The organism is Bacteroides sp. MSK.20.82, from assembly GCF_019052485.1.
In the GTDB taxonomy this organism is placed as follows: domain Bacteria; phylum Bacteroidota; class Bacteroidia; order Bacteroidales; family Bacteroidaceae; genus Bacteroides; species Bacteroides thetaiotaomicron.
On record NZ_JAHQUN010000021.1, the window covers coordinates 66049 to 89543 of the forward strand.

Consider the following 23495-nt stretch of genomic DNA (forward strand, 5'->3'; position numbering starts at 1 on the left):
CTATCCCTATCAGAATACAACCTGGCTATACTCTATAAAAAATAATCGACCGCTCGATTGGAGTAAATCGAGCGGTTATTTTCATCTGACTAAGCGGTCATTCTATTCAACCCAAAAGACGTTTTTTTAGAAAGGTAACGGTCCTTCCGTTGCACCGAACGGATTATTTCCCTGCGGAACAAAGTCCGGTTCCGGCGGAGGCATAGCACCGGCATTCAGTTTAGACCCCAGCATGGCACCTGCAGGTTCACCCGGCATCGGTATAACCATATCATCTTCCGGATTAGAGAATCGTGTAAACTCACCTTTGAATCGGAGCAAGACTTCACCTACCGCACCATTACGATGCTTGGCTATCACAATTTCCGCCATACCGCGCAGGTCGTTACCACGATCATCCTGATAAATCTTATAATATTCCGGACGGTGAATAAAACACACCATATCGGCATCCTGCTCGATGGCTCCGGATTCACGAAGGTCACTCAACTGAGGGCGTTTACCGTCAATACCTTCACGACTCTCCACACCACGATTCAACTGCGACAAGGCTATAATGGGAATGTTCAACTCCTTTGCCAATCCTTTCAACGAACGGGATATCGTACTAACCTCTTCCTGACGGCTACCGAATGCCATACCACTCGCATTCATCAACTGAAGGTAGTCAATAATAATGATTCTCACCCCATGTTCACGCACCAGACGACGTGCTTTGGTCCGGAGTTCAAACACAGACAAAGACGGAGTATCGTCCACATAAAGCGGAGCATCCAGCAGGTCTTTCAGTTTGTAGTCCAACTGTTGCCACTCATAGCTTGCCAATTGTCCACTTTTGATCTTCTCACTCGGAATCTCACAAACATTGGTGATAAGACGGTTGACCAACTGGACGTTACTCATTTCAAGAGAGAACAACGCTACCGGATTCCGATAATCAACAGCAATATTCTTAGCCATAGAAAGTACGAAAGCTGTCTTACCCATGGCAGGACGGGCAGCGATTATAATAAGGTCGGAGTTCTGCCAACCGGAGGTCATCTTGTCCAGTTTCGTAAATCCACTTTCAAGACCACTCAGACCGTCCGTTCGTGCAGCCGCTTTCTGAATCAGCTTATACGCTTCGTCAATTACCGGATTAATCTGCGTATAGTCTTTCTTCATATTCTGCTGGGAAATCTCAAACAGCTTGCCTTCCGCCTCCTGCATCAAGTCGTCCACATCCAGTGTCTCATCAAAAGCCTTGCTTTGAATATTACTGGTAAACGTTATCAATTCGCGCGCCAACGATTTTTGTGCAATAATACGGGCGTGATATTCGATATGTGCGGAAGAAGCAACCTTACTGCTCAACTGAGTAATATAGAACGGTCCACCGACCTCTTCCAACTCACCTCTTTTGCTCAACTGCTCTTTGACCGTCAGAATGTCCACCGGCTTCTGATTAACGGCAAGATCAGTAATGGCAGCATAAATCAACTGATGACGATGCTCATAAAATGACTCCGGGCGAAGAATCTCACTCACCAGCGAATAAGCATCCTTCTCAATCATTAAAGCACCCAACACCGCCTCTTCCAGCTCCGGTGCCTGAGGTTGGATACGACCATAATCATTGACCGGTTGTACTTTAGTTGATTTTGTGTTACGGGAATTTCTTCTTTGTTCAGCCATCTGCTTATATACAATTTTATGATTTACAATTTATGATCCCCGGCTTTTATACATAGTAAAATCCGAAAGGGATGACAAAGATAGAATATAATAATGAAGAAAAGATAAGGAAAAATGAAGATTTTAGTAACTTTGTCACCAATAGCATAAATTCGCAACCCATAATTTAAAATTCAAAAATAATAATTCAGAACGAATATGATCACTTTCCCAAACGCAAAAATAAACCTGGGACTCTCTATTACCGAGAAGCGTCCGGACGGATATCACAACCTCGAAACCGTATTCTACCCCGTCGCTCTCGAAGATGCGCTGGAAATCCGGACCAGCCCCGAAGCGGACAAAAAGTTCTCCCTGCATCAGTACGGAATGGAGATATCCGGTAATCCGGAAGACAATTTAGTGGTGAAAGCATATCTGCTATTAGATAAAGAGTTTCACCTCTGTCCTATCGAGATCCATCTGTACAAACACATTCCTTCCGGTGCCGGACTGGGAGGAGGCTCATCAGACGCGGCTTTCATGCTGAAATTACTCAACGAACACTTTCAGCTGAATTTATCCGAAGATCAGCTGGAAATATATGCCGCAACTTTGGGAGCAGACTGCGCTTTCTTTATCAGAAACGCCCCGACCTTTGCCGAAGGAATCGGTAACATATTCTCCCCCATTCCACTATCCTTAAAAGGATATCAGATTCTGATCATCAAACCGGATGTATTCGTATCAACGCGGGAAGCTTTCGCCAATATTCACCCTCATCATCCCGAATACTCGATCAAAGAAGCGATCAAACGCCCGGTAAATGAATGGAAAGAGATATTAATCAATGATTTTGAAGACAGCGTATTCCCCCAGCATCCGGTGATCGGAGAAATTAAAGCCGAACTATACAAGCAAGGTGCTGTTTATGCCTCTATGAGCGGTTCCGGTTCTTCCGTATACGGATTGTTCGAGCCGGAAGGAACTTTACCTGAAACCGATTGGGGAACTAACGTATTCTGTTTTAAAGGCAGGCTGTAAAAGAGTAACAAAAAACGGTACCACGACTCCCGTCGTAGTACCGTCACAACACAAACACAAAATAAAACACGACAAAACTACTATGCAATCATACCTGTCTATGCCGGAGAGGCATAAGTACCATTTACTCATATTCACATACTCACAAACAGATCAAGCTGATTAGCATCTAATAAACAAATCGCATGAACGATTTGTTTAAACTTTTATGTTAATTAAAACAAATATCTTTTTACTGAATGCCTCTTTCACGGAGTTTCAGCTGCCAATTCCATGCAGAGCGTAAAGTATCTTCTAATGTTTCTACCGCTTTCCAACCCAGTTCCTGGTTTGCATAATCGGGATTAGCCCATACCTTTTCAATATCACCTGCGCGACGGCCTACAATCTGATAATTCAATTTAACGCCGGTAGCTTTTTCAAAGCCATTAATCAGTTCCAATACTGAAACGCCGCGTCCTGTACCGATATTAAATACTTCTACTTTTTCTTTCTGTTTTTGCTCCAAAATACGGCGGATTGCAATCACGTGTGCTTTTGCCAAGTCAACAACGTTGATAAAGTCACGGATACAAGAACCGTCAGGAGTATCATAATCGTCACCGAATACACTTAGTTTTTCACGGATACCCATCGCTGTCTGAGTCAGATAAGGAATCAGGTTTTGAGGAACACCGTTCGGAAGTTCACCCAGCAATGCTGTAGGATGTGCGCCAATCGGATTGAAATAACGTAACAAAATAGCATTGATCGGGGCACCGGAAGCTATTGTATCACGGATAATTTCTTCATTAATCTGTTTTGTATTTCCATAAGGAGATTCCGCTTTCTTGATCGGAGCCTTTTCCGTTACAGGCAACTCATCCGGTTGACCATATACTGTACAGGAAGAAGAGAACACTATGCCTTCTACTCCATGTTTAGGCATTAACTCCAGAAGGTTGATTAAAGAAACCAGGTTGTTACGATAATAAAGCAACGGCTTCTCTACCGACTCTCCTACTGCTTTGCTTGCTGCGAAATGAATAATCGCTTTAATTCCTTTATATTTGGCAAATACGGCATCAAGGCCAGCAAAATCAAGACAATCCAGTTTCTCAAAAGCTGGGCGGATACCGGATACTTTCTCTATATTGTCAACAACGTCAGCACTCGAATTTGATAAATTATCGATAATGATTACTTCGTATCCACTGTTTTGTAGTTCTACAACGGTATGAGACCCAATATAGCCTGTTCCTCCCGTTACTAAAATTCTTTCTTTCATATAATTTTAAAATATGGTTAGTTTTTCGGTTTTCAGTTTGTTTGAGGTACAAATGTATGGAAATAAAATGGAAATGCAATAAACTATCGCAATTTTATTCACAGGAAGATACTTACGGGACGATTTGAGGGCGTTTTGGTATGATAAAAAACATATTCGGTATGAACAGATATAAAGAAAAAGGCCGGAAACAAACTGCCTGTATGTTGCCATACGACAGAGTTTCCAGCCTCTTTATCTAATTATCAACTTAGTCTTTTACACGACGCCAGAGAAGCCCATGAATGCCATTGCCAGCAAACCTGCGGTAATCAAAGCAATCGGAGTCCCCTGCATTCCTTTCGGAATCTTCACCAGGGTCATCTGCTCACGCAATCCGGCAAACAATACCAGTGCCAGACCAAAGCCAAGAGCAGTAGAGAATGCGTATACAACACCTGTCAGCAGATCAAAGTCTTTCTGGATTACCAGGATTGCCACACCGAGAATACAGCAGTTCGTTGTAATCAACGGCAGGAACACCCCCAGTGCCTGATACAAAGAAGGAGAAACTTTCTTCAGAATAATTTCTACCATCTGCACCAGTCCGGCAATAACCAGAATAAAAGTGATTGTCTGTAAGTACCCCAATCCGAAAGCGTCCAACACAAACTTCTGAATCAGGAATGTGACGATGGTAGCGATAGTCAGCACGAAAGCAACTGCCGCACTCATACCCATCGCTGTTTCCACCTTCTTGGAAACACCCAGGAACGGACAGATTCCCAGGAACTGCGACAACACAATGTTGTTTACAAAGATTGCCGAGATAAATATCAATATATATTCCATATTCTTTTCTTATTTAATAGAGTTAGGCTTTCTTCAGACTATTAATAATGGCAATCAGATAACCTAAAGCGATAAAGGCACCCGGAGCCAGAACAAAGATCAGCATTCCGTATTCTTCCGGCAGAATGGTCAGATTAAATATCTTACCTGTTCCGAGGAATTCACGTACGGCACCCAACAGAGTCAGGGCAATGGTAAAACCAAATCCCATACCGATACCATCAAACATAGAAGCCAGCGGATTGTTCTTCGCTGCGAAAGCTTCCGCACGTCCCAATACGATACAATTTACTACGATCAGCGGAATGAAAAGACCGAGAGTAGCATACAGATCGGGCACGTATGCTTGCATTATCATCTGCAACAGTGTCACGAATGACGCGATCACCACGATAAATGAAGGGATGCGTACCATATCCGGAATCAGATTCTTGATAGATGAAATTACCACGTTCGAGCAAATCAGGACGAACATAGTGGCCAGTCCCATACCCATACCGTTGATTGCCGATGATGTCGTACCCAGTGTAGGACACATACCGAGCAGGAGCACAAAAATAGGATTCTCTTTGATAATCCCGTTCATCATTACTTTAAAATTATTCATAACTGTCTCCTCCTTTCTTAGTTATTAGTGTCATTAGCAGCTGCTTCACCTTCCGGTGCAACAGCCGGTTCATTTTTCTGGGAAGCTCCGGAATTCGTATCCACCTCACCGCCTTTATATGCCTGATAAGCAGCATTCACCGCATTCAGGAAAGCACGTGAAGTGATAGTAGAAGCCGTGATAGCATCTACCTGTCCATTCATGTCTTTGGTCACAGCCAATGGAGTCTCTCCCGGATTCATGCCCAAAATAGACTTTGCACTTTCTTCGTGAGATACCGGTTTTTCGTTCTTTGCAGGATCATAAGCTCCAAACCATTTGTCCGCTTTCGAACCCAATCCCGGAGTTTCAGCGTGCGCCAATAAAGAGTAGTTATAAATCTTGCCTTCAGCATCAAAGCCCACCAGCACTTTCAGTTCACCGCCAAATCCCATTGACTTGGCTTCAACGGCAGAACCTACCCACTTTTCGCCATTCTTGGCCGGATAGATAATGAAATCCACGATTTTCTTTCCGTCTTTCTCGCTGAAAACAGTATCGCTTTCGGCTACCGGATTATTGGTATATTCAGGAAGCACCTTTTTCAAAGCCTCGTTCAGCGTCTTTGCATTCGCTTCGGCAATAGGGCCTGTCGTCAGTTCGTTCACATAAGCCAGTAACGCTACGGAAACGGCTGTAACGCCCGTAAGTACCAGCAACATATTCTTTAAAGATGATTGTAACTTTTTCATTTCTTCTTCGCTACCTCCCCAAAGCGTTTAGGTTTACAATAGGTGTTAATCAGCGGAGTGAACGCATTCATAATCAGGATGGCGAATGACATACCTTCGGGATATGCACCGAACAGACGGATAACCACCGTCAGCAGACCGATACAAACACCGTAAATCAGCATACCTTTCTTGCTCATCGGAGAAGTCACATAGTCGGTTGCCATAAAGACAGCTCCCAGCATCAGACCTCCGGAGAGTAGTTGCAATATCGGAGAAACATACTTTTCGGGATCCACCATGTGCATAATGCCTGCAAATACAAATACAGTCACAATGATAGAAACCGGAATATGCCAGGTGATGATCTTTTTCCAGAGCATGTATACCAGTCCGAGCAACAGTGCCAGCGCACTTACTTCACCGATACATCCGCCGTTCTGTCCGATAAACAGAGTCAGCGCATCAGGTATCTGGCTCAAAGCACTTGCATCGCCGTGAATAGCCTGTTTCATCAATGCCAGCGGAGTAGCACCGGTGGTAGCGTCCATATAAGATGTCAGCTGACCTACTACCGGCCATGTTGTCATCTGCACCGGGAAAGAAAGCAACAGGAATACACGTCCCGCCAATGCCGGGTTGAATGGGTTGCAGCCCAGACCACCGAAAGACATCTTGCCTACACCGATTGCGAACAGTGCACCCAGAATGATAATCCAGATAGGCAGATTGGAAGGTAGATTGAATGCCAGCAACACACCTGTAATGACAGCAGAACCGTCACAAATGGTTGTAGCAGGTTTCTTCATTAAGAATTTAACGATCGCCCATTCGAAGAATAAACAGGCTGCTACCGAAGTAGCCGTGACAATCAGAGCCCCCAGGCCGAAGAAATAAAGCGACACCAGAAAAGCCGGAATCAGTGCGATCAGCACACCATACATATTTTTCTGTACGCTGTCTCCGCCATGCACGTGGGGTGATAGTGATACGATTAATTTATTTTCCATACTTCGTTATTTTTTAGCTTGACGTGCACGAATCATAGCTCCTACTTTACCCTTACCCAAGCGGCAGTAATCAAGCAGCGGACGGTTGGCAGGACAAGTGAACTGACAGGAACCGCACTCGATACAATCCATGATTCTTTCTTTTTCCATTGTTTCAAAATCTCCGTTTTCGGACAAAGCTCCGAGCAAGTACGGCTCCAGTCCCATCGGACAAGCGCTCACACACTTTGCGCAACGGATACAGGTTTGTGCTTCACCACGTTTGGCTTCCTTCTGATTCATAATCAAGATGCCGGAACTGCCTTTTGCGGTAGGAACTTCGATATTCACCAGAGCCTTACCCATCATCGGACCGCCACCGATCACTTTTCCCGTATCCTCCGGCAGACCGCCACAAGCATCAATCAGCTGTTTCATCGGTGTACCGATACGAGCCAGGAAGTTGGAAGGTTTGGTCACAGACTTACCAGTTACGGTAATCACACGCTCAAACAACGGTTTATTTTTCTGAACAGCTTCATAAACAGCAAATGCCGTACCCACATTCTGCACAACTGCCCCAGTAGAGATAGGCAGCGCACCACTTGCCACCTGGCGTTTGGTAATCGCATCAATCAACTGTTTCTCACCACCCTGAGGATATTTCACTTTCAAAGGAACAACTTCGATGCCTGCATAACTGGAAGCAACTTTCGTCATCAGTTCAATAGCATCCGGCTTGTTATTCTCAATTCCGATAAATGCCTTATTTACCTTCACGGCTTTCATCAGAATGGAGACACCTACCATGACTTCTTCCGCGTGTTCCAGCATCAGCTGATGGTCGGCAGTCAGATACGGTTCACATTCCACCGCATTGATAATCACACATTCTGCCTTGAACGAAGGAGGCGGACAAAGTTTCACCTGTGTAGGAAAACAAGCACCACCCAAACCTACGATACCGGCATCGGCAATCTTCTTCACGATTTCTTCGGACGAAAGCTCACATTCTTTGACCAGTGTCTTACTACGGTCAATGGTTTCTTCCCATTCGTCGCCTTCTACATCAATAAAGATAGCAGGTTTTGCATAACCGCTCGCATCGACTACTGTATCAATCTTCGCCACTTTTCCACTGACAGAAGAGTGAATTGCTGCCGAAACGAAGCCGGCAGGTTCGGCAATCTTCGTGCCTACCTTCACCATATCACCTTTTGCTACTATCGGTTTGGCAGGTGCGCCAATGTGCTGCCCCAACAGAATAACTGCCTTTGCAGGAACTTCCGCTGTGATGATAGGTTGATGTGCCGACAATTTATTTTCGTGTGGATGAACTCCACCAATTGAAAATGTCTTTAACATACAATTCTGTATTTTATTCTGTTATTATTCTGTTACCTTCGGAGCTTCTGCAGCAACTGTTTTCGGTGCTTCTTCTGCCTTCGGTTTACGTGGAGGGAAGTTCAGCTCGATAATCGTGTTCTGCGGACAAACTTCCACGCACTTACGGCATGATTTACACTTGTTCGGATCGATGTAAGCCAGGTTGTTCTCCAGCGTAATGGCTTCGAACGGACAAGTCTTGACACACTTACCACAGCCGATACAGCTCACTGTACAAGCCTTACGTGCTACGGCTCCCTTGTCTTTGTTCACACAAGAGATGTACACACGGCGTGATTTCTTGCCTTGCGGACGAATCTCGATGATCGCCTTCGGACAAGCCTTTACACAAGCGCCACAAGCTGTACATTTGGCTTCATCCACTTCCGGAAGTCCCGTTTCAGGATTCATGTGGATAGCATCGAACTGGCAGGCAGCCACACAGTCGCCACATCCGAGGCATCCGTAGCTACAACCTGTTTCTCCACCATACAATGAAGCGGCAATAGCGCAACTCTTCGCACCGTCGTATTGATTAATACGCGGACGGTTGGCACAGCTTCCGTTACATCTTACTACTGCTACCATCGGTTCAGCTTCAGTAGCTGCCAGTCCGAGAATATCAGCAATTTGTGCCATGACAGGCTGACCGCCTACAGGGCAGAATTTACCATCCAGCGAACCGGCTTTGACGCAAGCATCGGCAAATCCGCTACATCCAGGATAGCCACATCCACCACAGTTTGCCTGGGGCAACACTTCCCCCACCTGGGCAATCCGCGGGTCTTCATACACGGCAAATTTCTTGGAAGCTACATAAAGAATAGCGGCCAGCACGAGCGCTATAGCTCCCAATGAAATCACTGCAATCAGAATCAAATTCATAATGTTTTAGTTATTTATTGGTTTTATAGTAAATGAAAAATGTTGTTTCATTCGCGTTTTATTGAGCCACAATACGAAATAATAAGGAATAAGAACTGCCAGAGAAAGAAGAGCCGCATACAGTTCATTCCCTATCAACGCCATCCATGCGAACAGGGAAACAATCAGAAGTACAAAAGGAATTATGAATGCAAGGGTTACAGCCATCATGCCCATCGACGTTTCGCCGATCACCATCACCCGCTCTCCTACCTGATAGGAAGCAGCTGTAACATCCGTTATATCTATGATTTTGTCTTTACTATCCGCCGAAGAACAGTGGCCTTTTGCGCTACAAGCCGCACAAGCCGACGTCTGAACGATTCTCACCGACAGATGAGAACCCTGTATGTTTTCCACAATACCTAGATGCTTTATAGTATTATTCGTCATTTTGCAAACTCAACATTACAAATCGCGGCAAATTTAATCATTATTTGTGAACTACGAAGCATTCCCTCATTTTTTTCTACATAATAAAATGTTATTTTTTGTGTTTTCGTTATCGCACACGAAAAAGTAACGCCAACTATTTGATATTTTAGCATACAACAAAGCAGGCGGGAAAGTTCTTCCCGCCTGCCTGTCTTATCTAACCAATTACTTTATTTACTGAATGCTGCTTACAATGATGCAGCCTGTACTCCCAGTACTCCGGCAATCGCACCGGCTACAGCAATGATTACTTTCAAAACTACACTCCAAGTTTTCTTCATAGATTTTTCCTCCTTTCTTTTTAAGCTTTTCAGATTATACAGTCGGATCCGGGGCTTCCTCATCTCCTCCTTCATTTCCACCACCGCCATTTTCACCATCATCCGGATCATTCGGAGTCACAGAGGCATTCAACTTCTTCAGATATTCATCCAAACTGATCAAATCCAGTTTTTCATCTGCACGGGTAGCCGTCTTCGTGATACGCAGTTCCTTATTCGCCTGAAAGAAGATGCGTACGCTATCCACACTTTTAGCATTGACATCTTTCGCTGCATCCGCCCCTTTCGAACAAGCAGTCAGCATAAATACACCCAAGCCTTCGATATTCACAGACTTACCTTCCAGAAGTTGCTCTTTCATTTTCTCCACAAAATTCTGAATCACACTCTTGATATCACCGATGGATAAAGAAGAATAGCCCTGCATTTTCTGCGCAATATATTTCAGATTGACAGACTGACCTAAAGTGATCAGATGCGGATAATATTTCTTGGGAGAATTGGGAACACGCGGGTCAGATGGTCGCGTAACAACTTTGTAAATTACACTCATAATACGTTTTTTTAAAGATTCAAATTCAAGTTATTTTATTCACGTTTTGTTGATCAACAATGCAAAGGTGAGGCTTTTATTTCAGATAACAAAAAGAAAAGCCCCTTGCGGGGCTCTTTTTCTGAGAAAAGTTATAATTCATAGATATTCAGATATTTATCTTTTTGTATCTTGACCATATCCATAGCCGTAACCATAACGTTTACCATAGCCGTAGTGTTTGCCATACTTACCGTAGCTGTAGTAATAACCATATTTTCGCTTCTTCAGGTCTACGCCGTTGATGACGGTACAAAGATTAGGCAGCTTCTTCTCAAAAGACAGTTCATTGATCAATGTATATTCCGCCTTATGAGTGTAGTCAGCACGGCATACGTAAACTGACAAGTCTGCTACACGACCTATTAATAAGGTATCCGTTACCATGCCGATAGGAGCAGTATCAAGGATGACATAATCGAAGTTCTTCTTCAAGGTTTCTATCGCTCTGTCCAGACCGTTACGAGCCAACAGTTCCGTTGGATTAGGAGGAACAGTACCACCCGGAAGAATAAACAGATTCTTATTCACATCAGAAGGTTGAACAAGTTCCATCAAATCCGTCTCAGGATTGGAAAGATACTGAGTAATACCTCTCTCCTTATTAGAGAGCTGGAATACTTTATTCAACCCTGGCTTACGAATATCGAGTCCGACAATCACCACTTTCTTTCCCAAAAGAGAAAGACTGATAGCCAGGTTCGACGAAACAAACGATTTTCCTTCACCACTGACAGTCGAGGTCACAAGGATCACCTTCTGATCATTATCGAGCATAAACTGAAGATTGGTTCGAATATTACGGAAGGTTTCACTCATCAGATTATTCTTGTTCTCGAAGACAGCGATAGAACCATTCTTATCATTCTTCTCATCAGTTAATGGAATATCACCGACAACAGGAACACTCGTTAGTTTCTCCACATCGGCACGACCTTCGATCTTGAATTTCGTCAGTTCAATCAAGTAGATGATACCAACCGGAATTCCAACACCAAGCATCAATGCAATCAAATAGATCATAGAGCGTTTGGGAGATACCGGGATATCATCAGCTATCGCTTCATCAATGATCTTCGCATTATTCGCAGTGGCAGCAAGCGCAATAGCATTCTCTTCACGTTTCTGTAACAACATCAGATACAATCCTGCCTTGATCTCCTGCTGACGGGCAATACTCACATAAGCACGTTCCTGACCCGGAGCGTTGCTGATACGACGGGAATAACGACTCGCTTCACGGTCAAGGCTCTCTTTGGTAATCATCAGTCCCTGCAAGGTTCCTTCAAGGGTAGCCTGTACATTGGCTTTCATAGCACGGATACTCGTATCTAGATTCACAATCGTGGGATTATTTTCTGTTGATGTGCGTAGCAAGCGTTTACGCTCAATAAGCATTTCGTTATAACGTTCAATGGCTCCAATCAAGGCAGCATCCTGTAAACCTACATTACTCGGCAAGACTTCGTATTCATTGCCTCGCAAATACTTACGCAAGTCATTCACCAAACTGATTTGAGTACGGTTCTCTACGCTCTTCTTTTCATACTCAGCATTACCAGCTAAGGCTATCTGAGCTTCACTCGTCAAATCCGTGATACCTGCATCACGCTTGAAAGATTCCAGATTAGCTTCCGTACTACCCAATTCTTTTGAGATAATGCCAATACGTTCATCAATAAATTCCGCCGTCTTCTGAGCGATTTCGTTTTTATCATTGTTCGTATTGCGATTATACATTTCAAGCAACTGGTTGATAAAGTCCTGTCCACGCTGCAAACTGGAGTTCTTCAACGAAATTACGGCTACAGAAGTAGTCTTAGAAGTAGGGGCAATAGACAAGTTTTTACAATAGTCTTTTGCCACTCTCATCGGTTTGTTTATTGTCGCAGTTATATGGCGTATATTCTTCTCTATCCGAGGAACTTTCGTTCCATCCTGTAAAGTTACCGAATCAGCCGCCTGAAAGAAGGCCAGCGTGCCTTCATCAGTCGGAAAGATAGCAGGCAACTTCTCAAAATGCTTCTGATAACCCTTCTCACCTACAGTCACATTCACATCCATACTACCTTCAGGCTGTAAGGTCATCTCCACCATCATTGGTACATTCAATTCTTCAGCCTCCTGAGATGTCAGACTCACCTGCACCGGAGAAGTCTTATATAAACCTTTAGCAGGAAATTCATCCTCATCTTTATAAGTTATATACAATCCCAACTGATTAACAACCTCTTTTACGAGTGTTTTCGAACGTAAAACTTCCAACTCGTTATCAATATTTTTAGAAGAAGTCATCACACCACTTAACCCCATATCCTCCAATTCCGAAGAAAGTCCTGCACCTCCACCCTTCTTCTCGTCTTTTATGAGAACAGTGGCGGAAATATTATAAATGGGGGTAGCCCAATGCAAATAAAACCACGCGCCAACAAAACATAGCAACACTGCCCCTACAAACCAGGGCCAATGAATAATATACTTAAAAAGAAGCGCTCGGAAATCAATCTGATCCTCAGTCAATTCACGTTCCTTCACGTTTTGATTTTCTTCCTTCATAACCCTTTCTTTTTATTTCAAGATGTTAAACAATAAACTGGCAATAGAAACAAGGATTGAAGTAGCAGAGAACCACAAGCTTGTACTAGTTCCGATATCCGAATTTCGTGCTTTCGCTTTATTAGGAGTCACGTAGATGATATCATTCTGCTGCAAATAATAATAAGGAGAAAGAATAGTCTCCGCCTTATTCAGGTCCAACGGAATAATTTCCTGCTTACCATTGGCGTTCTCCCGTATCAGCTTAACATCATCACGCAAACCGTATACAGTCATATCTCCTGCCATAGCTAAAGCTTCCAGAATGTTCACTTTTTCATTAGAAATCGTGAACGTACCAGGACGGGCAACTTCGCCGATTACGGAAATCTTATAATTCACCATACGTACTGTTACAATAGGAGTTTCTTTTATATAAGGTTTCAGCCTTTCCACAATCATTTGCTCTGTTGCTTTCTTCGTTAATCCACCCACATGTAGTTCACCCAACACTGGAAAATTGATATTACCTTCATTATCCACCAAGTACTGTTGTAAGACTGGCTGAGTGGTGGCATAATTCAAGGCCATATTATTCTGCGTTGCAACAGTCAAATTGAAAGGCGCCGCCAATTCTGGACTAGTACATGACACCACAATGGTTAACAAATCCTTTGGCATAATCTTTGCATCGTACAGTTGTTCATTCTGGGTACTATACAGTACTACTTCTGCATCCTGCAAGTAAGGTACTTTTTTGTAAGACTGGCAGGCTGTTAACAGAAAAGCTACCAATAGGCAATAGCCTAGTTGTTTCATTTTCTTCATATATTTCTTTCTATTGTTTTTAATACTATAATTATAAATTTTATTTACTCCTCCATAGATAACTTCTTCCAATTTACCTGCAAGACACGTTACAGCTTCTCCAGTATTTTCATATTGATAAATAGACACTTCCGTTTGTGCCTGCAAAGCATTCAGCATTCATTGTAATGTGTCAAATTACATAAGTCATAATTACAACGCAAGGATGGCAATTCAGCCGCCTGAGTTAATAACCCTTTTGGAAAATCTTTATCAATCATCTTTTCCATTAATTATTGAACTCAAAAACTCACATCTTGTCTTATCTGTCCTCTGTACCTAAAAGAAGTATGCACATAATCCCCCTATTACTACTTTTTTCATTGGAGAATCTAAATGAGATTATAGGGACTTTACGATATCTACGAAGTTCTCGATAACATACTCTACATCCTCCTCTGTCATCTTAGTGTTAAGTGGAAGTGTCATTGTATTCTCGAACATCTTGTAGGCATTGGGAAAGTTCTTAATGTCGAAACCGAGAGTCTTATAGGCAGTCATCATAGGTAGCGGCTTGTAGTGCACGTTGGTAGCGATGCCACGTTCTGCCATCTTAGTGATAACATCGTTCACCTGCTCACGAGTCTTGCCTAACAAACGGATGATGTAAAGGTGATGACTTGAACAATGCTCAGCCCCTTTATGGTCGAGAACAGCCACATTCAGTTCCTTAAAAGCCTCATTGAAACGCTCTACATACTTTTGACGTTTCTGAAGCATTGTATCGTAACGCTCCATCTGAGCCAAACCAAGCGAAGCCATGATGTCGGTCATATTACATTTATACCAAGGGCCAATCACATCATACTCCCATGATCCGAGCTTAGTTTTTGCCAAAGCATCCTTGTTCTGTCCATGGAGACTGAACAACTGGCACTTGCGGTACAGAAATTCATTCCATGTCTCTCCCTCGAAGACAGGAATAGTAGTATCTATATCCATTATTATAGGTTCGTTTCCAAATGGTAGATGCCAAGTAAGTGCGCCACCTTCTGCCGTAGTCAAATTCTTAACAGCATGGAAACTGAAGGAAGAGAAGTCTCCAATCTCACCAGCCATCTTACCTTTCCACTCGCTACCAAAAGCGTGAGCACAATCCGAACTGATTATCACACGCCCAATCTTCTTCTGTAATTCATTAGTAGGACGGAACAAACCCTTCTTCTGCTCAAGGATCTCCAAAATCTTGTCATACTCACATACCACACCACCTAGATCAACAGGCACAATCACCTTAGTACGTTCTGTGATAGCCTCAGCCAACTTTTGTAGATCCATCTGCTGGTTTTCCTCGTTGCTATCTACCATCACTAAGTGGCACCCCACATGCTGAGTCACACTTGCACTAGCCGTATAAGTATATGCAGGCACAATTACCTCATCCTCAGGCCCCACTCCAATAAGACGAAGCGCAAGTTCCATAGCAGCTGTTGCAGAATTCAGACATACAGTCTTATCAGTATGTACGTATGCCGAAATCTTCTTCTCAAATTCTTTTGTCTTAGGACCAGTAGTAATCCAACCACTCATGATAGCCTCTACTACCAATCTCGTTTCAGTTTCCGTCATATCTGGAGGACTGAAAAACACGTTCCTTTTTTTTAAATCAGTACTCATTTTACTGTATGTTTTAAAAGTTATTGTTTATCTTTCAGTAATTATCACTTTGAATGTCATAAAGATCAGCTTAATGTCATACCAAAAACTAGCGTTCTCAACATACTCCAGGTAAAGCTTGATCTTCTCCTGCATAATCACATTGATGTAGTAATCCTCTGGGGCCTCAGCCTTTTCCATCAGTTCATTCTCATTACGGAACTTGATACTTGCAGGATCTGTAATACCTGGACGTACATCCAACACGTGCATCTGCTCTGAAGTCCAATAATTCACATAATAGCGAACCTCAGGACGAGGGCCTACCAAACTCATGTCGCCGATAAGCACATTGATTAATTGAGGTATTTCATCAAACTTATATTTGCGGATGTAATACCCAGAGCGTGTAATCCGAGAATCACGCCCACCAATAGTCACCAATGATCCTTTGTCCGCCCCTACATGCATGGAACGAAACTTTAAAATACGGAAATTCTTATTGTTCTTGCCTACACGCACCTGACGATAGAACACAGGGCCTTTTGAATCCATCTTGATCCAAATGGCAAGGACTAAAAACAATGGGCCCAACAGCACAAGCCCAATTCCACTCGCTACTATATCAAATAATCGTTTCATATAACTTATTATTCATTCTCACAGGCAATAACATCGAATCATAGGCTTATGTCCTCCGTACTACCCTATCATAACCTTTATACTCTTTAATTCTCTGTTCCTCACTTCTCTGACAAATAAGAATATAACCATTTTTCTCAGAGGCAATATATCCATCTAAACCCTGAAACACAACCTTATTTGTATCTTCTACATAAACCACATAATTCTTGCATTCGTACACGTAAATGTTACCAATTGCGCCATTATAAATTCATCTTTTTGAAGTTTATCATGTAACGAAGCCCAATTACCAAGATTGCTCCATCCGAAATCAGCAGGATGAATATATACCATACCAACCTTTGATACAGGATACAGGCTCCATGACTGCATAAACAACAGAGACCTTTTCTACATTCGGAAAAATCTCTCGAACCTTTGAAATTTCTGAAACTTCTGAGGCAATAATAGCATCCATCTCCTCTACAATACTTGGTTTATACTTACTAATGCATTCTGTAATGGTATTGGCACTCCATACCAATATACCTGTATTCCAAAAATAATTGCCAGCAACAAGATATTTCTTTGCTGTTTCAAGGTTTGGCTTCTCCTTGAATTCATTTACGCTATGAATCTTCTCCTCCCTAAGGAAGACTCGACATATCCATAACTAGTTTCAAGACAAAATGGCTTGATACTGATAGTTACGATATCATTGTTCTTCTCTGTATAAATTAGCGCATTCTTTATAACACGCCTGAACTCCTCTCGATTCATCACTATTACATCTGTAGGAGTAACAACAAGTTAGCGTTAGCTTCTTCCTTACAGATACTCCAGCAAATCCAAACAATGCAAGGAACTACATTGCGTACAACAGGTTCAGCTAAGATTAGCTGCAAATCCCTAAGTTGTTTTTTGATGCTATGTCTAAAATTCTGTTGAACAATATTAGGCTAGCTGGTTATTTCATTAATGACAGAGTTAAGACTTCGTCTACACAATTGCTCGCATTTATTAATATTCTTCCTTTAATAGCCTCAAGAGCAAAAACTTGCACTCCATGATCAACAGCAAAATCAAACCAATAATTCCACTCATTTGCATTCAATTGAAATGTAAGCAATCTGTTAAAATCCTGCCTAAAAAGAGATACTCATAATAATGCTAGGAGCAGATTTTTCCTAACTATTAATTCCATTTATTGGAAATCGTCTTTTCAAATAGCTTAATATTTTACTTAAGATTATCCTTCAAGTAATCGTTTAGACACAAGATTTGTTTAGGACGATTGAATTTATTCTCAGCACAATCAACGCAGTTCTTTGCCATCACTTTCATTTCCTCAGGATGAGATACTGCATACTTAATATTATCTTTTAATCCTTCATAGTCTTTAGAATGGGCCACCAATCCGATATTGTTATCCTTCACAATACGGGCCCCCTCACCTTCTCCAACAAACATAATAGGTAAAGCTGCAGCCATAGAATCATAAATTTTAGAAGGAACTGCTCCATAGATATTTTTGACTAACGGAATCAGCGTCATATCAGCCTCTTTCAATCGAAAAGGTAATTCTTCTCTAGCAACGACACCATGATATATAATACCATTATTGGGATGAGAAGCTATAAATGCTTCAATCTCCTTCTGCTCGCCACCTGAACCATAAATATGAAATTCCATACCCATCTCAGCAAAATTGATGGACTTGCAGATATCAGCAACCCCTTGAGCGAATCCAAGCAAACCAGCATAAACCAATCTAACTTTTCCATCATTAATCTTATGCACCTTAATATCTGCAAATCTTGTAGGATCTACTCCATTCCGAAACAGATAGGTTTTATTGCCACCGTGGGAAGCAATATGATCAACAATCTCCTGAGATTGCCCCATAGAAATATAAGCCCCCTTATAAATTCTATGCTCAAGATTCTCAAGAATATGATAAAGCTTTCCTTCTGATATCGCACCCAATTCTTTCGCAGACAAAGGCCAAATATCAGAGATATTTGCAATAAATTTACAATGTGCGTGCTTGGCTAACCATTTTCCAACAAGCCCTAACGTCAAAGGAGGACTTTCAACTATTAAATAATCCAATTGCTTACTCTTCAGATAGCGTAAAGAGAATAGCACCATAAATGAGAAAGATACCATATTCCAAATTCTAGGAATCACCTTCTTTGTATTTGATGCATAGAGCCAATATCTTTTAATCTCTACACCATCTATTTGATCAGTGCATGTAATCTTACCTCTATAATCATCAAATATCTTCCCCATAGGGTAATTGGGCATACCTGTGATTATGCATACTTCATTACCACATTCCTTAAGACCATGAATCATTTCATACAAACGATTCTGAGGTGCACCCATTTCTGGTTTGTAGTATTGTGTCAATAATGCAATTTTCATTTCTGTATATTTAATAATTGTTTATTTTCTATATATACTAATAGTAGCTTTAGCTGCATTCTCCCATGAATACAAATTCTTCAGATGCTTAATCCTGTATTGTATCTTCTCATTATTAATATTACTATCAATATAGCGCATAAGTAATTCGCATAGAGAAGACGGATCATTATTTTTGAAGAAAAAATCATGATCCAACGAATTGTCCTGATCACCATGAATCGTTTCTACAAAAGAAGGTAAGTCCGAACAGATTATATTTTTTTCAAAATAAATAGATAACAACAGAACGCCACTTTGTGATATTTCTCTATAAGGAAGGACTAAAACGTCACTATTATTTATCTCTTCATAAAGTTCATCATTAGACAAAAAGTAAGATTTCCAATGAATAAGGGAGTTAGAATCTTTACCTTTAAGTTCCTGTAAATAGCTTTCACCGACACCACCAACTATTCTAGTTTCAATCTTTTCACTATATTCAGCAGGCAATAAGTTAACTGCATCAACTAAAATATCAGTTCCTTTATAATAGGTTTGCAAACCAAACTGTAATATAACATATTTATTTTTTTGCAAAAATTCTTTCTTGGAGATCCTAATCTTAGGAATAAAAACTCCATGATGAACAATACTGATAATATCAGGAACAAAATCAAATTCTTTGATTACTTCCATTTTAGATGACTCCGTATGAACAATGATGTTATCTATATTCCTGCAAGTATCACGAAACCTCTTCTTATATTTTTGTTTTCCGCTATCGCTCATACTTTTCACACCATGAGGATAAATATTGTGTATCGTTAAAATAACCTTCGTTTGAGGTGATAGTACATGTAGCAAATAAAGAATATATTTTTCTATACCAACTACTTCAACAAAAGGTAACCATTGGAAATGAATAGTATCAATTTTCTTAAAAGCAACATGTAAAAGCAAGTAAATGTAATTAATCCCTCCCTCCAATGCCTTTATTAATCTCTTTACAATAAATTCAGTTTGACTGAATTTATTAGGGATTAGTCTAATTAAACCATGACCAGGAATCAAAAGTTGTATTGATGATTTTTCATTCGACAATTCTTTTTCTAATGCTTGGTATAAAGCCTTGTCATAATTATCGACCTTTCCCGACAAATCAACTAACAAATATTTCATATTTATTTAAACCATAGGCGATCGCCTAACTTATATTTCATATTATCTTTTCGCCGTCCAATAATCTTAGAAGGTACCCCGCTATAACCAAAGGAGGAACATCTCTTGTTACAACCATGCCACATGCAACAACTGCGCCTCTTCCTATTGTTACACTTGGCAAAATTGTTATTCTTGAAGCAATCCATACATAATCTTCGATAGTAACGTTACTCGCGACAGGAGTTTAATCAGAACTATTATAATCATTTCACGCCGGTCAAACGCAAGAATATTTACTATATCAACATTATCACTGATTGTAAAATCGCTCGTCCATCAAGTACACGTTATTTGTAAATATTGCAATTTCTATCAATTGTAATACGTTGCAGACTTCAAATGTCTACATTCCTGAATATAAAACTTAGCATGTCGGATTTCTTCATAAAACATTTGCAACATAGTCGTTTCAGCATATGACACGGTGTCCATATTTTTATTTCAATAAAGAAATGTATTAAGCTACTAATAAAATCTCTCATTTATCGATTACTTTTGCATCTGTCTATTTATAAATTCAATTATTTTTTTTGCTCTAAATTCAATCCGTAATGATTTAGCCTTTTCTTTAGATCCTTCTGCTAACTTTTGTCTTAAATCAGAATTATCCATTAATTGTTTAATAGCAGAAGCGATATCATCGACACTTTCTGGGTTTACTAGTAAAGCATTAGAACTATCTAATATATCATCATTAAATGGTAAGTTTGAAGATATAATAGGAAGTCCACATGCAATGGCCTCTACTATAGCATTAGAGCAGCCTTCATTCAAAGTAGGTAAACAAAACACATCAGCAGCACTGAGATAAGAAGGGATATCATCATGTTCTAATGCTCCAATATGAACTATTCCATTACAATGAGGTGTCGCATCGTCTCCTGGTACTGGCTTTCCTATAAAAATAACTTTTATCCTTTTATCACCAATCTTATCAATTGCAGCAGCAAGTCTAGAAGCCCCCTTACGATGGATAAAACCACCGGTAAAAACAATTAAAAAATCATCATCAAAAACTCCAAGTGAATTCCTATTAAGAGGATTTATATCAGAAAAAAGAGAAGAATTTACAGAGTTAGGAAGAACAACAATATCCTCAGCTTTTGACAACCCATATTCTATACACTTCCTTTTATTAAGACTTGATACACTTATGACGCCTGTTACCGCATTGGAAAGCCTTTTCTTTTCTGCAAAAGATAACGAATTGACAAGATCCTCCAATGCTGTATCTCCTTCACCACAAGCAACAAACAATGGTGTACCATTCTTATAGCAATACTTTCTAATATCAAAAGCATTTTGCCAAAAATGGCCATAAATAGCATCGGGCTTTAAATTATGTTTTGTGATTACTCTCAAGATGACTTTATATCTTAACCATTCTAATATGTTTTGTATCCATCTTGGAGCATTTCCAAGGGTTAAATATTTCGGACGATAAATATGATAACTTCGATTACCAATTTTCTTTTCAGAATCCACTGCTAGCAGAGGGTCTCCTTTTAGTAAATGGCGTGTTATACTTTGAGGAGCGATAACAGATATATCAACCCCTTGATTAACCATTTCATTTACCAACTGCTCAACAAAAACATATTTTGGATGAGATGGAGCAGGATAATCAGTTGATACAATACAAATATTCATTACTATACAAATAAATTATACTTCATTCCATGCAGGAACATTTCTTTTAACAATTTCTGCTGGTGTCCCAGCAATAACAACATTTGACTCAGTGAACGAGCGATTTACAGTTGCATTAGCTCCTATACTTACATTGTCAGCAATAGTTATATCACCAAACAATATTGCCCCTGGGCCAATATACACATTATTCCCAATTATGAGAGCACCGTTTTTGCCTCTACTTGCCCCTATGTTGACGCATGAATGAATTCTACAGTTACGTCCAATCTTAGCTTTACTTGAAATAATAATAGAACCATAATGAGCGATGGACAATCCTGGACCACAAACATTAATAGGTATAGAAAAACCTAGATGCAATTGAATTTTTCTTAATTTTAATCGATGATAAAAAAGAAATGCCCTCCCCATAATTCCTCTATTAGAACAATTGGACAGATATTCAACAATTCGTAATTCTCTTAAGAATTCCGAAATATAATCAGGTGCTAAGAAACTAAGAATTCTTTCTCGTAATGACACTTTTGCACTTTTATTACAGGCCAATCTATCACTTTCATGATAATAACGCAGATCAGTAATATTTTTTATCATAAAACACTATTTCTTAATATTATTAATACCATTACGAGTTGAAATAATAGCCCCCCATAATAACCATACCAATAGGTTTCCATCTGCTAAAGAACTATTATGAGTCATTGTATTAATACTATATGCCAAGTAGGCCCCAGCAAATACTAGAGATAGAATATTATTCGCAGATAACTTTTGGATTAGTATTTTTAATACAATTATCATTTGTTCTACAAACAAAGTGATAAGGAACAAACCACCGAATATACCACCATAAATGAAAGCGTTGAGAAAAAAATTATGAGGCATTTTAATGTGAGTGTTAGTATAATAAAAAATACCGCCTACTGGAGTTGATTGAATAAAATCCCAGGCTTCAGACCAAATATGACTTCGAGCATCCTCTTTGATACTGAAACTCGATTCACTATATCTAAATCCATCATCCAAAATACTGTCATAAAATAATGGTCTACCAAATACAATTATTAATATTATAGCTATAAAAAAAAATATCCATTTGACTTTGTTTTTCTCTTCAGAACTACCGACTAACTTAACAATCATTAATATCGAAACAAAGCCTGCAGCAAACAAAGCAGTTCGTTCTTGTACAACGAACACTGAAACAAGAAAAAACATTAACAATATTATATTCCAGAACTTTAAACGAGCACTCTTATTATAAAATATCAAAGCACACGAAACTGCAAGTACATATCCATTTAATACGGAGCCAACAATGCCCGGAACCGCAAGACCTGCTAGAGTATCCATCTCACGGAGTTCAGCTCTCTCTAAAAGTTCATCAGCAGCTGTAATATTTAAAGTATCAAGTATGATATATGAAAGTGGCCGCTGCCACATTTGAATTAAAGTAACGACAGCATCAACGAAAAAAATAGAAAGCAAAGATAACAAAACAAACCTTGCCCCCCTATATTTTGAAATTATCATTCGAGTTGACTGATATCCTACAAATGCAACCAAGTAATAACTTAATAAATTTCTAAGAGCTATATCAAAACCTCCTGTAGAGAAACAAGCGACAAGATAAAAGAACACAAATCCAAAATACAGTTTTGCATATTTATCAAAAAAAAGATAACCCTCCTTTATGCAAACGACTATCATAACAACAGACATTATTTGTCTGGGGGTAACAGGGCCAATATATAAAGACCCATAAAGAATTGATGATATTAAAAATATCAAGTATAATAAGTAATAAAATAATATTTTCATATATTCTAGCAATCTCCTGTTTATTAACAAACAGTTATATAGTGATC

22 protein-coding genes are annotated in these 23495 nt (G+C 40.2%); 1 reads left to right on the plus strand and 21 read right to left on the minus strand.

The window, feature by feature from the left end; genetic code table 11:
* Positions 1-126 precede the first annotated feature (126 nt).
* Positions 127-1674 (minus strand): replicative DNA helicase, encoded by a 1548-nt coding sequence (gene dnaB / locus KTR07_RS16895; protein WP_217315464.1) that lies wholly within the window; start codon positions 1672-1674, stop codon positions 127-129.
* 198 nt (positions 1675-1872) lie between these two features.
* Between dnaB and ispE the strand changes: the two genes are divergently transcribed.
* Entirely contained in the window at positions 1873-2697 is an 825-nt protein-coding gene (gene ispE / locus KTR07_RS16900; protein WP_061473645.1) for a 4-(cytidine 5'-diphospho)-2-C-methyl-D-erythritol kinase, read from the plus strand.
* A 232-nt stretch (positions 2698-2929) separates the two neighbouring features.
* Here ispE and galE read toward each other — a convergent pair whose 3' ends face one another.
* From galE to KTR07_RS17005, 20 genes are all read right to left on the minus strand, one after another.
* Positions 2930-3964, minus strand: a complete 1035-nt coding sequence (galE, locus tag KTR07_RS16905) for a UDP-glucose 4-epimerase GalE (RefSeq protein ID WP_011107362.1) — start codon at positions 3962-3964, stop codon at positions 2930-2932.
* 258 nt (positions 3965-4222) lie between these two features.
* Complete coding sequence (gene rsxA / locus KTR07_RS16910) at positions 4223-4795, minus strand: electron transport complex subunit RsxA (RefSeq protein ID WP_008761247.1); 573 nt, start codon at positions 4793-4795, stop codon at positions 4223-4225.
* A gap of 22 nt (positions 4796-4817) precedes the next feature.
* Positions 4818-5402, minus strand: coding sequence for an electron transport complex subunit RsxE (gene rsxE / locus KTR07_RS16915; protein WP_008761246.1), 585 nt, complete (start codon positions 5400-5402; stop codon positions 4818-4820).
* A gap of 17 nt (positions 5403-5419) precedes the next feature.
* On the minus strand, positions 5420-6133 hold the full coding sequence (locus KTR07_RS16920; protein WP_070750716.1) for an RnfABCDGE type electron transport complex subunit G: 714 nt from the start codon (positions 6131-6133) through the stop codon (positions 5420-5422).
* Positions 6130-7122 (minus strand): RnfABCDGE type electron transport complex subunit D, encoded by a 993-nt coding sequence (locus KTR07_RS16925; protein WP_008761244.1) that lies wholly within the window; start codon positions 7120-7122, stop codon positions 6130-6132. Before KTR07_RS16925 ends, KTR07_RS16920 begins: the two co-directional genes overlap by 4 nt.
* A gap of 6 nt (positions 7123-7128) precedes the next feature.
* Positions 7129-8466, minus strand: coding sequence for an electron transport complex subunit RsxC (gene rsxC / locus KTR07_RS16930; protein WP_008761243.1), 1338 nt, complete (start codon positions 8464-8466; stop codon positions 7129-7131).
* Positions 8467-8490: 24 nt separating this feature from the next.
* Positions 8491-9372: a Fe-S cluster domain-containing protein gene (locus KTR07_RS16935; RefSeq protein ID WP_008761242.1), complete on the minus strand. Its 882-nt coding sequence runs from the start codon at positions 9370-9372 to the stop codon at positions 8491-8493.
* Positions 9373-9378: 6 nt separating this feature from the next.
* On the minus strand, positions 9379-9804 hold the full coding sequence (locus tag KTR07_RS16940) for a SoxR reducing system RseC family protein (RefSeq protein ID WP_008765125.1): 426 nt from the start codon (positions 9802-9804) through the stop codon (positions 9379-9381).
* Positions 9805-10034: 230 nt separating this feature from the next.
* Entirely contained in the window at positions 10035-10127 is a 93-nt protein-coding gene (locus KTR07_RS16945) for a smalltalk protein (protein ID WP_008765124.1), read from the minus strand.
* 34 nt (positions 10128-10161) lie between these two features.
* Positions 10162-10680 carry an HU family DNA-binding protein gene (locus KTR07_RS16950; RefSeq protein ID WP_011107359.1) on the minus strand — a complete coding sequence of 173 codons (519 nt, stop codon included), beginning with the start codon at positions 10678-10680 and terminating at the stop codon, positions 10162-10164.
* A 156-nt stretch (positions 10681-10836) separates the two neighbouring features.
* Positions 10837-13275, minus strand: coding sequence for a tyrosine-protein kinase (locus tag KTR07_RS16955; RefSeq protein WP_070750712.1), 2439 nt, complete (start codon positions 13273-13275; stop codon positions 10837-10839).
* 12 nt (positions 13276-13287) lie between these two features.
* On the minus strand, positions 13288-14241 hold the full coding sequence (locus KTR07_RS16960; RefSeq protein WP_011107357.1) for a polysaccharide biosynthesis/export family protein: 954 nt from the start codon (positions 14239-14241) through the stop codon (positions 13288-13290).
* Positions 14242-14463: 222 nt separating this feature from the next.
* Positions 14464-15738, minus strand: a complete 1275-nt coding sequence (locus tag KTR07_RS16965; RefSeq protein WP_070750710.1) for a DegT/DnrJ/EryC1/StrS aminotransferase family protein — start codon at positions 15736-15738, stop codon at positions 14464-14466.
* A 27-nt stretch (positions 15739-15765) separates the two neighbouring features.
* A complete protein-coding gene (locus KTR07_RS16970; protein WP_011107355.1) occupies positions 15766-16359 on the minus strand; it encodes a sugar transferase in 594 nt (197 codons plus the stop codon).
* Between the two features lie 313 nt (positions 16360-16672).
* Positions 16673-17008, minus strand: coding sequence for a sugar phosphate nucleotidyltransferase (locus tag KTR07_RS28455; protein WP_309491559.1), 336 nt, complete (start codon positions 17006-17008; stop codon positions 16673-16675).
* A gap of 572 nt (positions 17009-17580) precedes the next feature.
* The gene (locus tag KTR07_RS16980; protein ID WP_011107354.1) at positions 17581-18771 is read right to left on the minus strand and encodes a glycosyltransferase family 4 protein; all 1191 of its coding nucleotides are present in this window, start codon (positions 18769-18771) and stop codon (positions 17581-17583) included.
* Between the two features lie 21 nt (positions 18772-18792).
* A complete protein-coding gene (locus KTR07_RS16985; protein WP_011107353.1) occupies positions 18793-19932 on the minus strand; it encodes a glycosyltransferase family 4 protein in 1140 nt (379 codons plus the stop codon).
* A 531-nt stretch (positions 19933-20463) separates the two neighbouring features.
* The gene (locus KTR07_RS16995) at positions 20464-21624 is read right to left on the minus strand and encodes a glycosyltransferase family 4 protein (RefSeq protein ID WP_070750708.1); all 1161 of its coding nucleotides are present in this window, start codon (positions 21622-21624) and stop codon (positions 20464-20466) included.
* 15 nt (positions 21625-21639) lie between these two features.
* Positions 21640-22221, minus strand: coding sequence for a serine O-acetyltransferase (locus KTR07_RS17000; RefSeq protein WP_217315465.1), 582 nt, complete (start codon positions 22219-22221; stop codon positions 21640-21642).
* A 6-nt stretch (positions 22222-22227) separates the two neighbouring features.
* Complete coding sequence (locus KTR07_RS17005) at positions 22228-23448, minus strand: O-antigen ligase (RefSeq protein ID WP_070750706.1); 1221 nt, start codon at positions 23446-23448, stop codon at positions 22228-22230.
* Positions 23449-23495 lie beyond the last annotated feature (47 nt).

Coding starts and splice junctions, on each gene's coding strand:
- dnaB (WP_217315464.1), bottom strand. CDS start 1,674: ATGGCTGAACAAAGAAGAAATTCCCGTAACACAAAATCAACTAAAGTA.
- ispE (WP_061473645.1), top strand. CDS start 1,873: ATGATCACTTTCCCAAACGCAAAAATAAACCTGGGACTCTCTATTACC.
- galE (WP_011107362.1), bottom strand. CDS start 3,964: ATGAAAGAAAGAATTTTAGTAACGGGAGGAACAGGCTATATTGGGTCT.
- rsxA (WP_008761247.1), bottom strand. CDS start 4,795: ATGGAATATATATTGATATTTATCTCGGCAATCTTTGTAAACAACATT.
- rsxE (WP_008761246.1), bottom strand. CDS start 5,402: ATGAATAATTTTAAAGTAATGATGAACGGGATTATCAAAGAGAATCCT.
- KTR07_RS16920 (WP_070750716.1), bottom strand. CDS start 6,133: ATGAAAAAGTTACAATCATCTTTAAAGAATATGTTGCTGGTACTTACG.
- KTR07_RS16925 (WP_008761244.1), bottom strand. CDS start 7,122: ATGGAAAATAAATTAATCGTATCACTATCACCCCACGTGCATGGCGGA.
- rsxC (WP_008761243.1), bottom strand. CDS start 8,466: ATGTTAAAGACATTTTCAATTGGTGGAGTTCATCCACACGAAAATAAA.
- KTR07_RS16935 (WP_008761242.1), bottom strand. CDS start 9,372: ATGAATTTGATTCTGATTGCAGTGATTTCATTGGGAGCTATAGCGCTC.
- KTR07_RS16940 (WP_008765125.1), bottom strand. CDS start 9,804: ATGACGAATAATACTATAAAGCATCTAGGTATTGTGGAAAACATACAG.
- KTR07_RS16945 (WP_008765124.1), bottom strand. CDS start 10,127: ATGAAGAAAACTTGGAGTGTAGTTTTGAAAGTAATCATTGCTGTAGCC.
- KTR07_RS16950 (WP_011107359.1), bottom strand. CDS start 10,680: ATGAGTGTAATTTACAAAGTTGTTACGCGACCATCTGACCCGCGTGTT.
- KTR07_RS16955 (WP_070750712.1), bottom strand. CDS start 13,275: ATGAAGGAAGAAAATCAAAACGTGAAGGAACGTGAATTGACTGAGGAT.
- KTR07_RS16960 (WP_011107357.1), bottom strand. CDS start 14,241: ATGCTGAATGCTTTGCAGGCACAAACGGAAGTGTCTATTTATCAATAT.
- KTR07_RS16965 (WP_070750710.1), bottom strand. CDS start 15,738: ATGAGTACTGATTTAAAAAAAAGGAACGTGTTTTTCAGTCCTCCAGAT.
- KTR07_RS16970 (WP_011107355.1), bottom strand. CDS start 16,359: ATGAAACGATTATTTGATATAGTAGCGAGTGGAATTGGGCTTGTGCTG.
- KTR07_RS16980 (WP_011107354.1), bottom strand. CDS start 18,771: ATGAAAATTGCATTATTGACACAATACTACAAACCAGAAATGGGTGCA.
- KTR07_RS16985 (WP_011107353.1), bottom strand. CDS start 19,932: ATGAAATATTTGTTAGTTGATTTGTCGGGAAAGGTCGATAATTATGAC.
- KTR07_RS16995 (WP_070750708.1), bottom strand. CDS start 21,624: ATGAATATTTGTATTGTATCAACTGATTATCCTGCTCCATCTCATCCA.
- KTR07_RS17000 (WP_217315465.1), bottom strand. CDS start 22,221: ATGATAAAAAATATTACTGATCTGCGTTATTATCATGAAAGTGATAGA.
- KTR07_RS17005 (WP_070750706.1), bottom strand. CDS start 23,448: ATGAAAATATTATTTTATTACTTATTATACTTGATATTTTTAATATCA.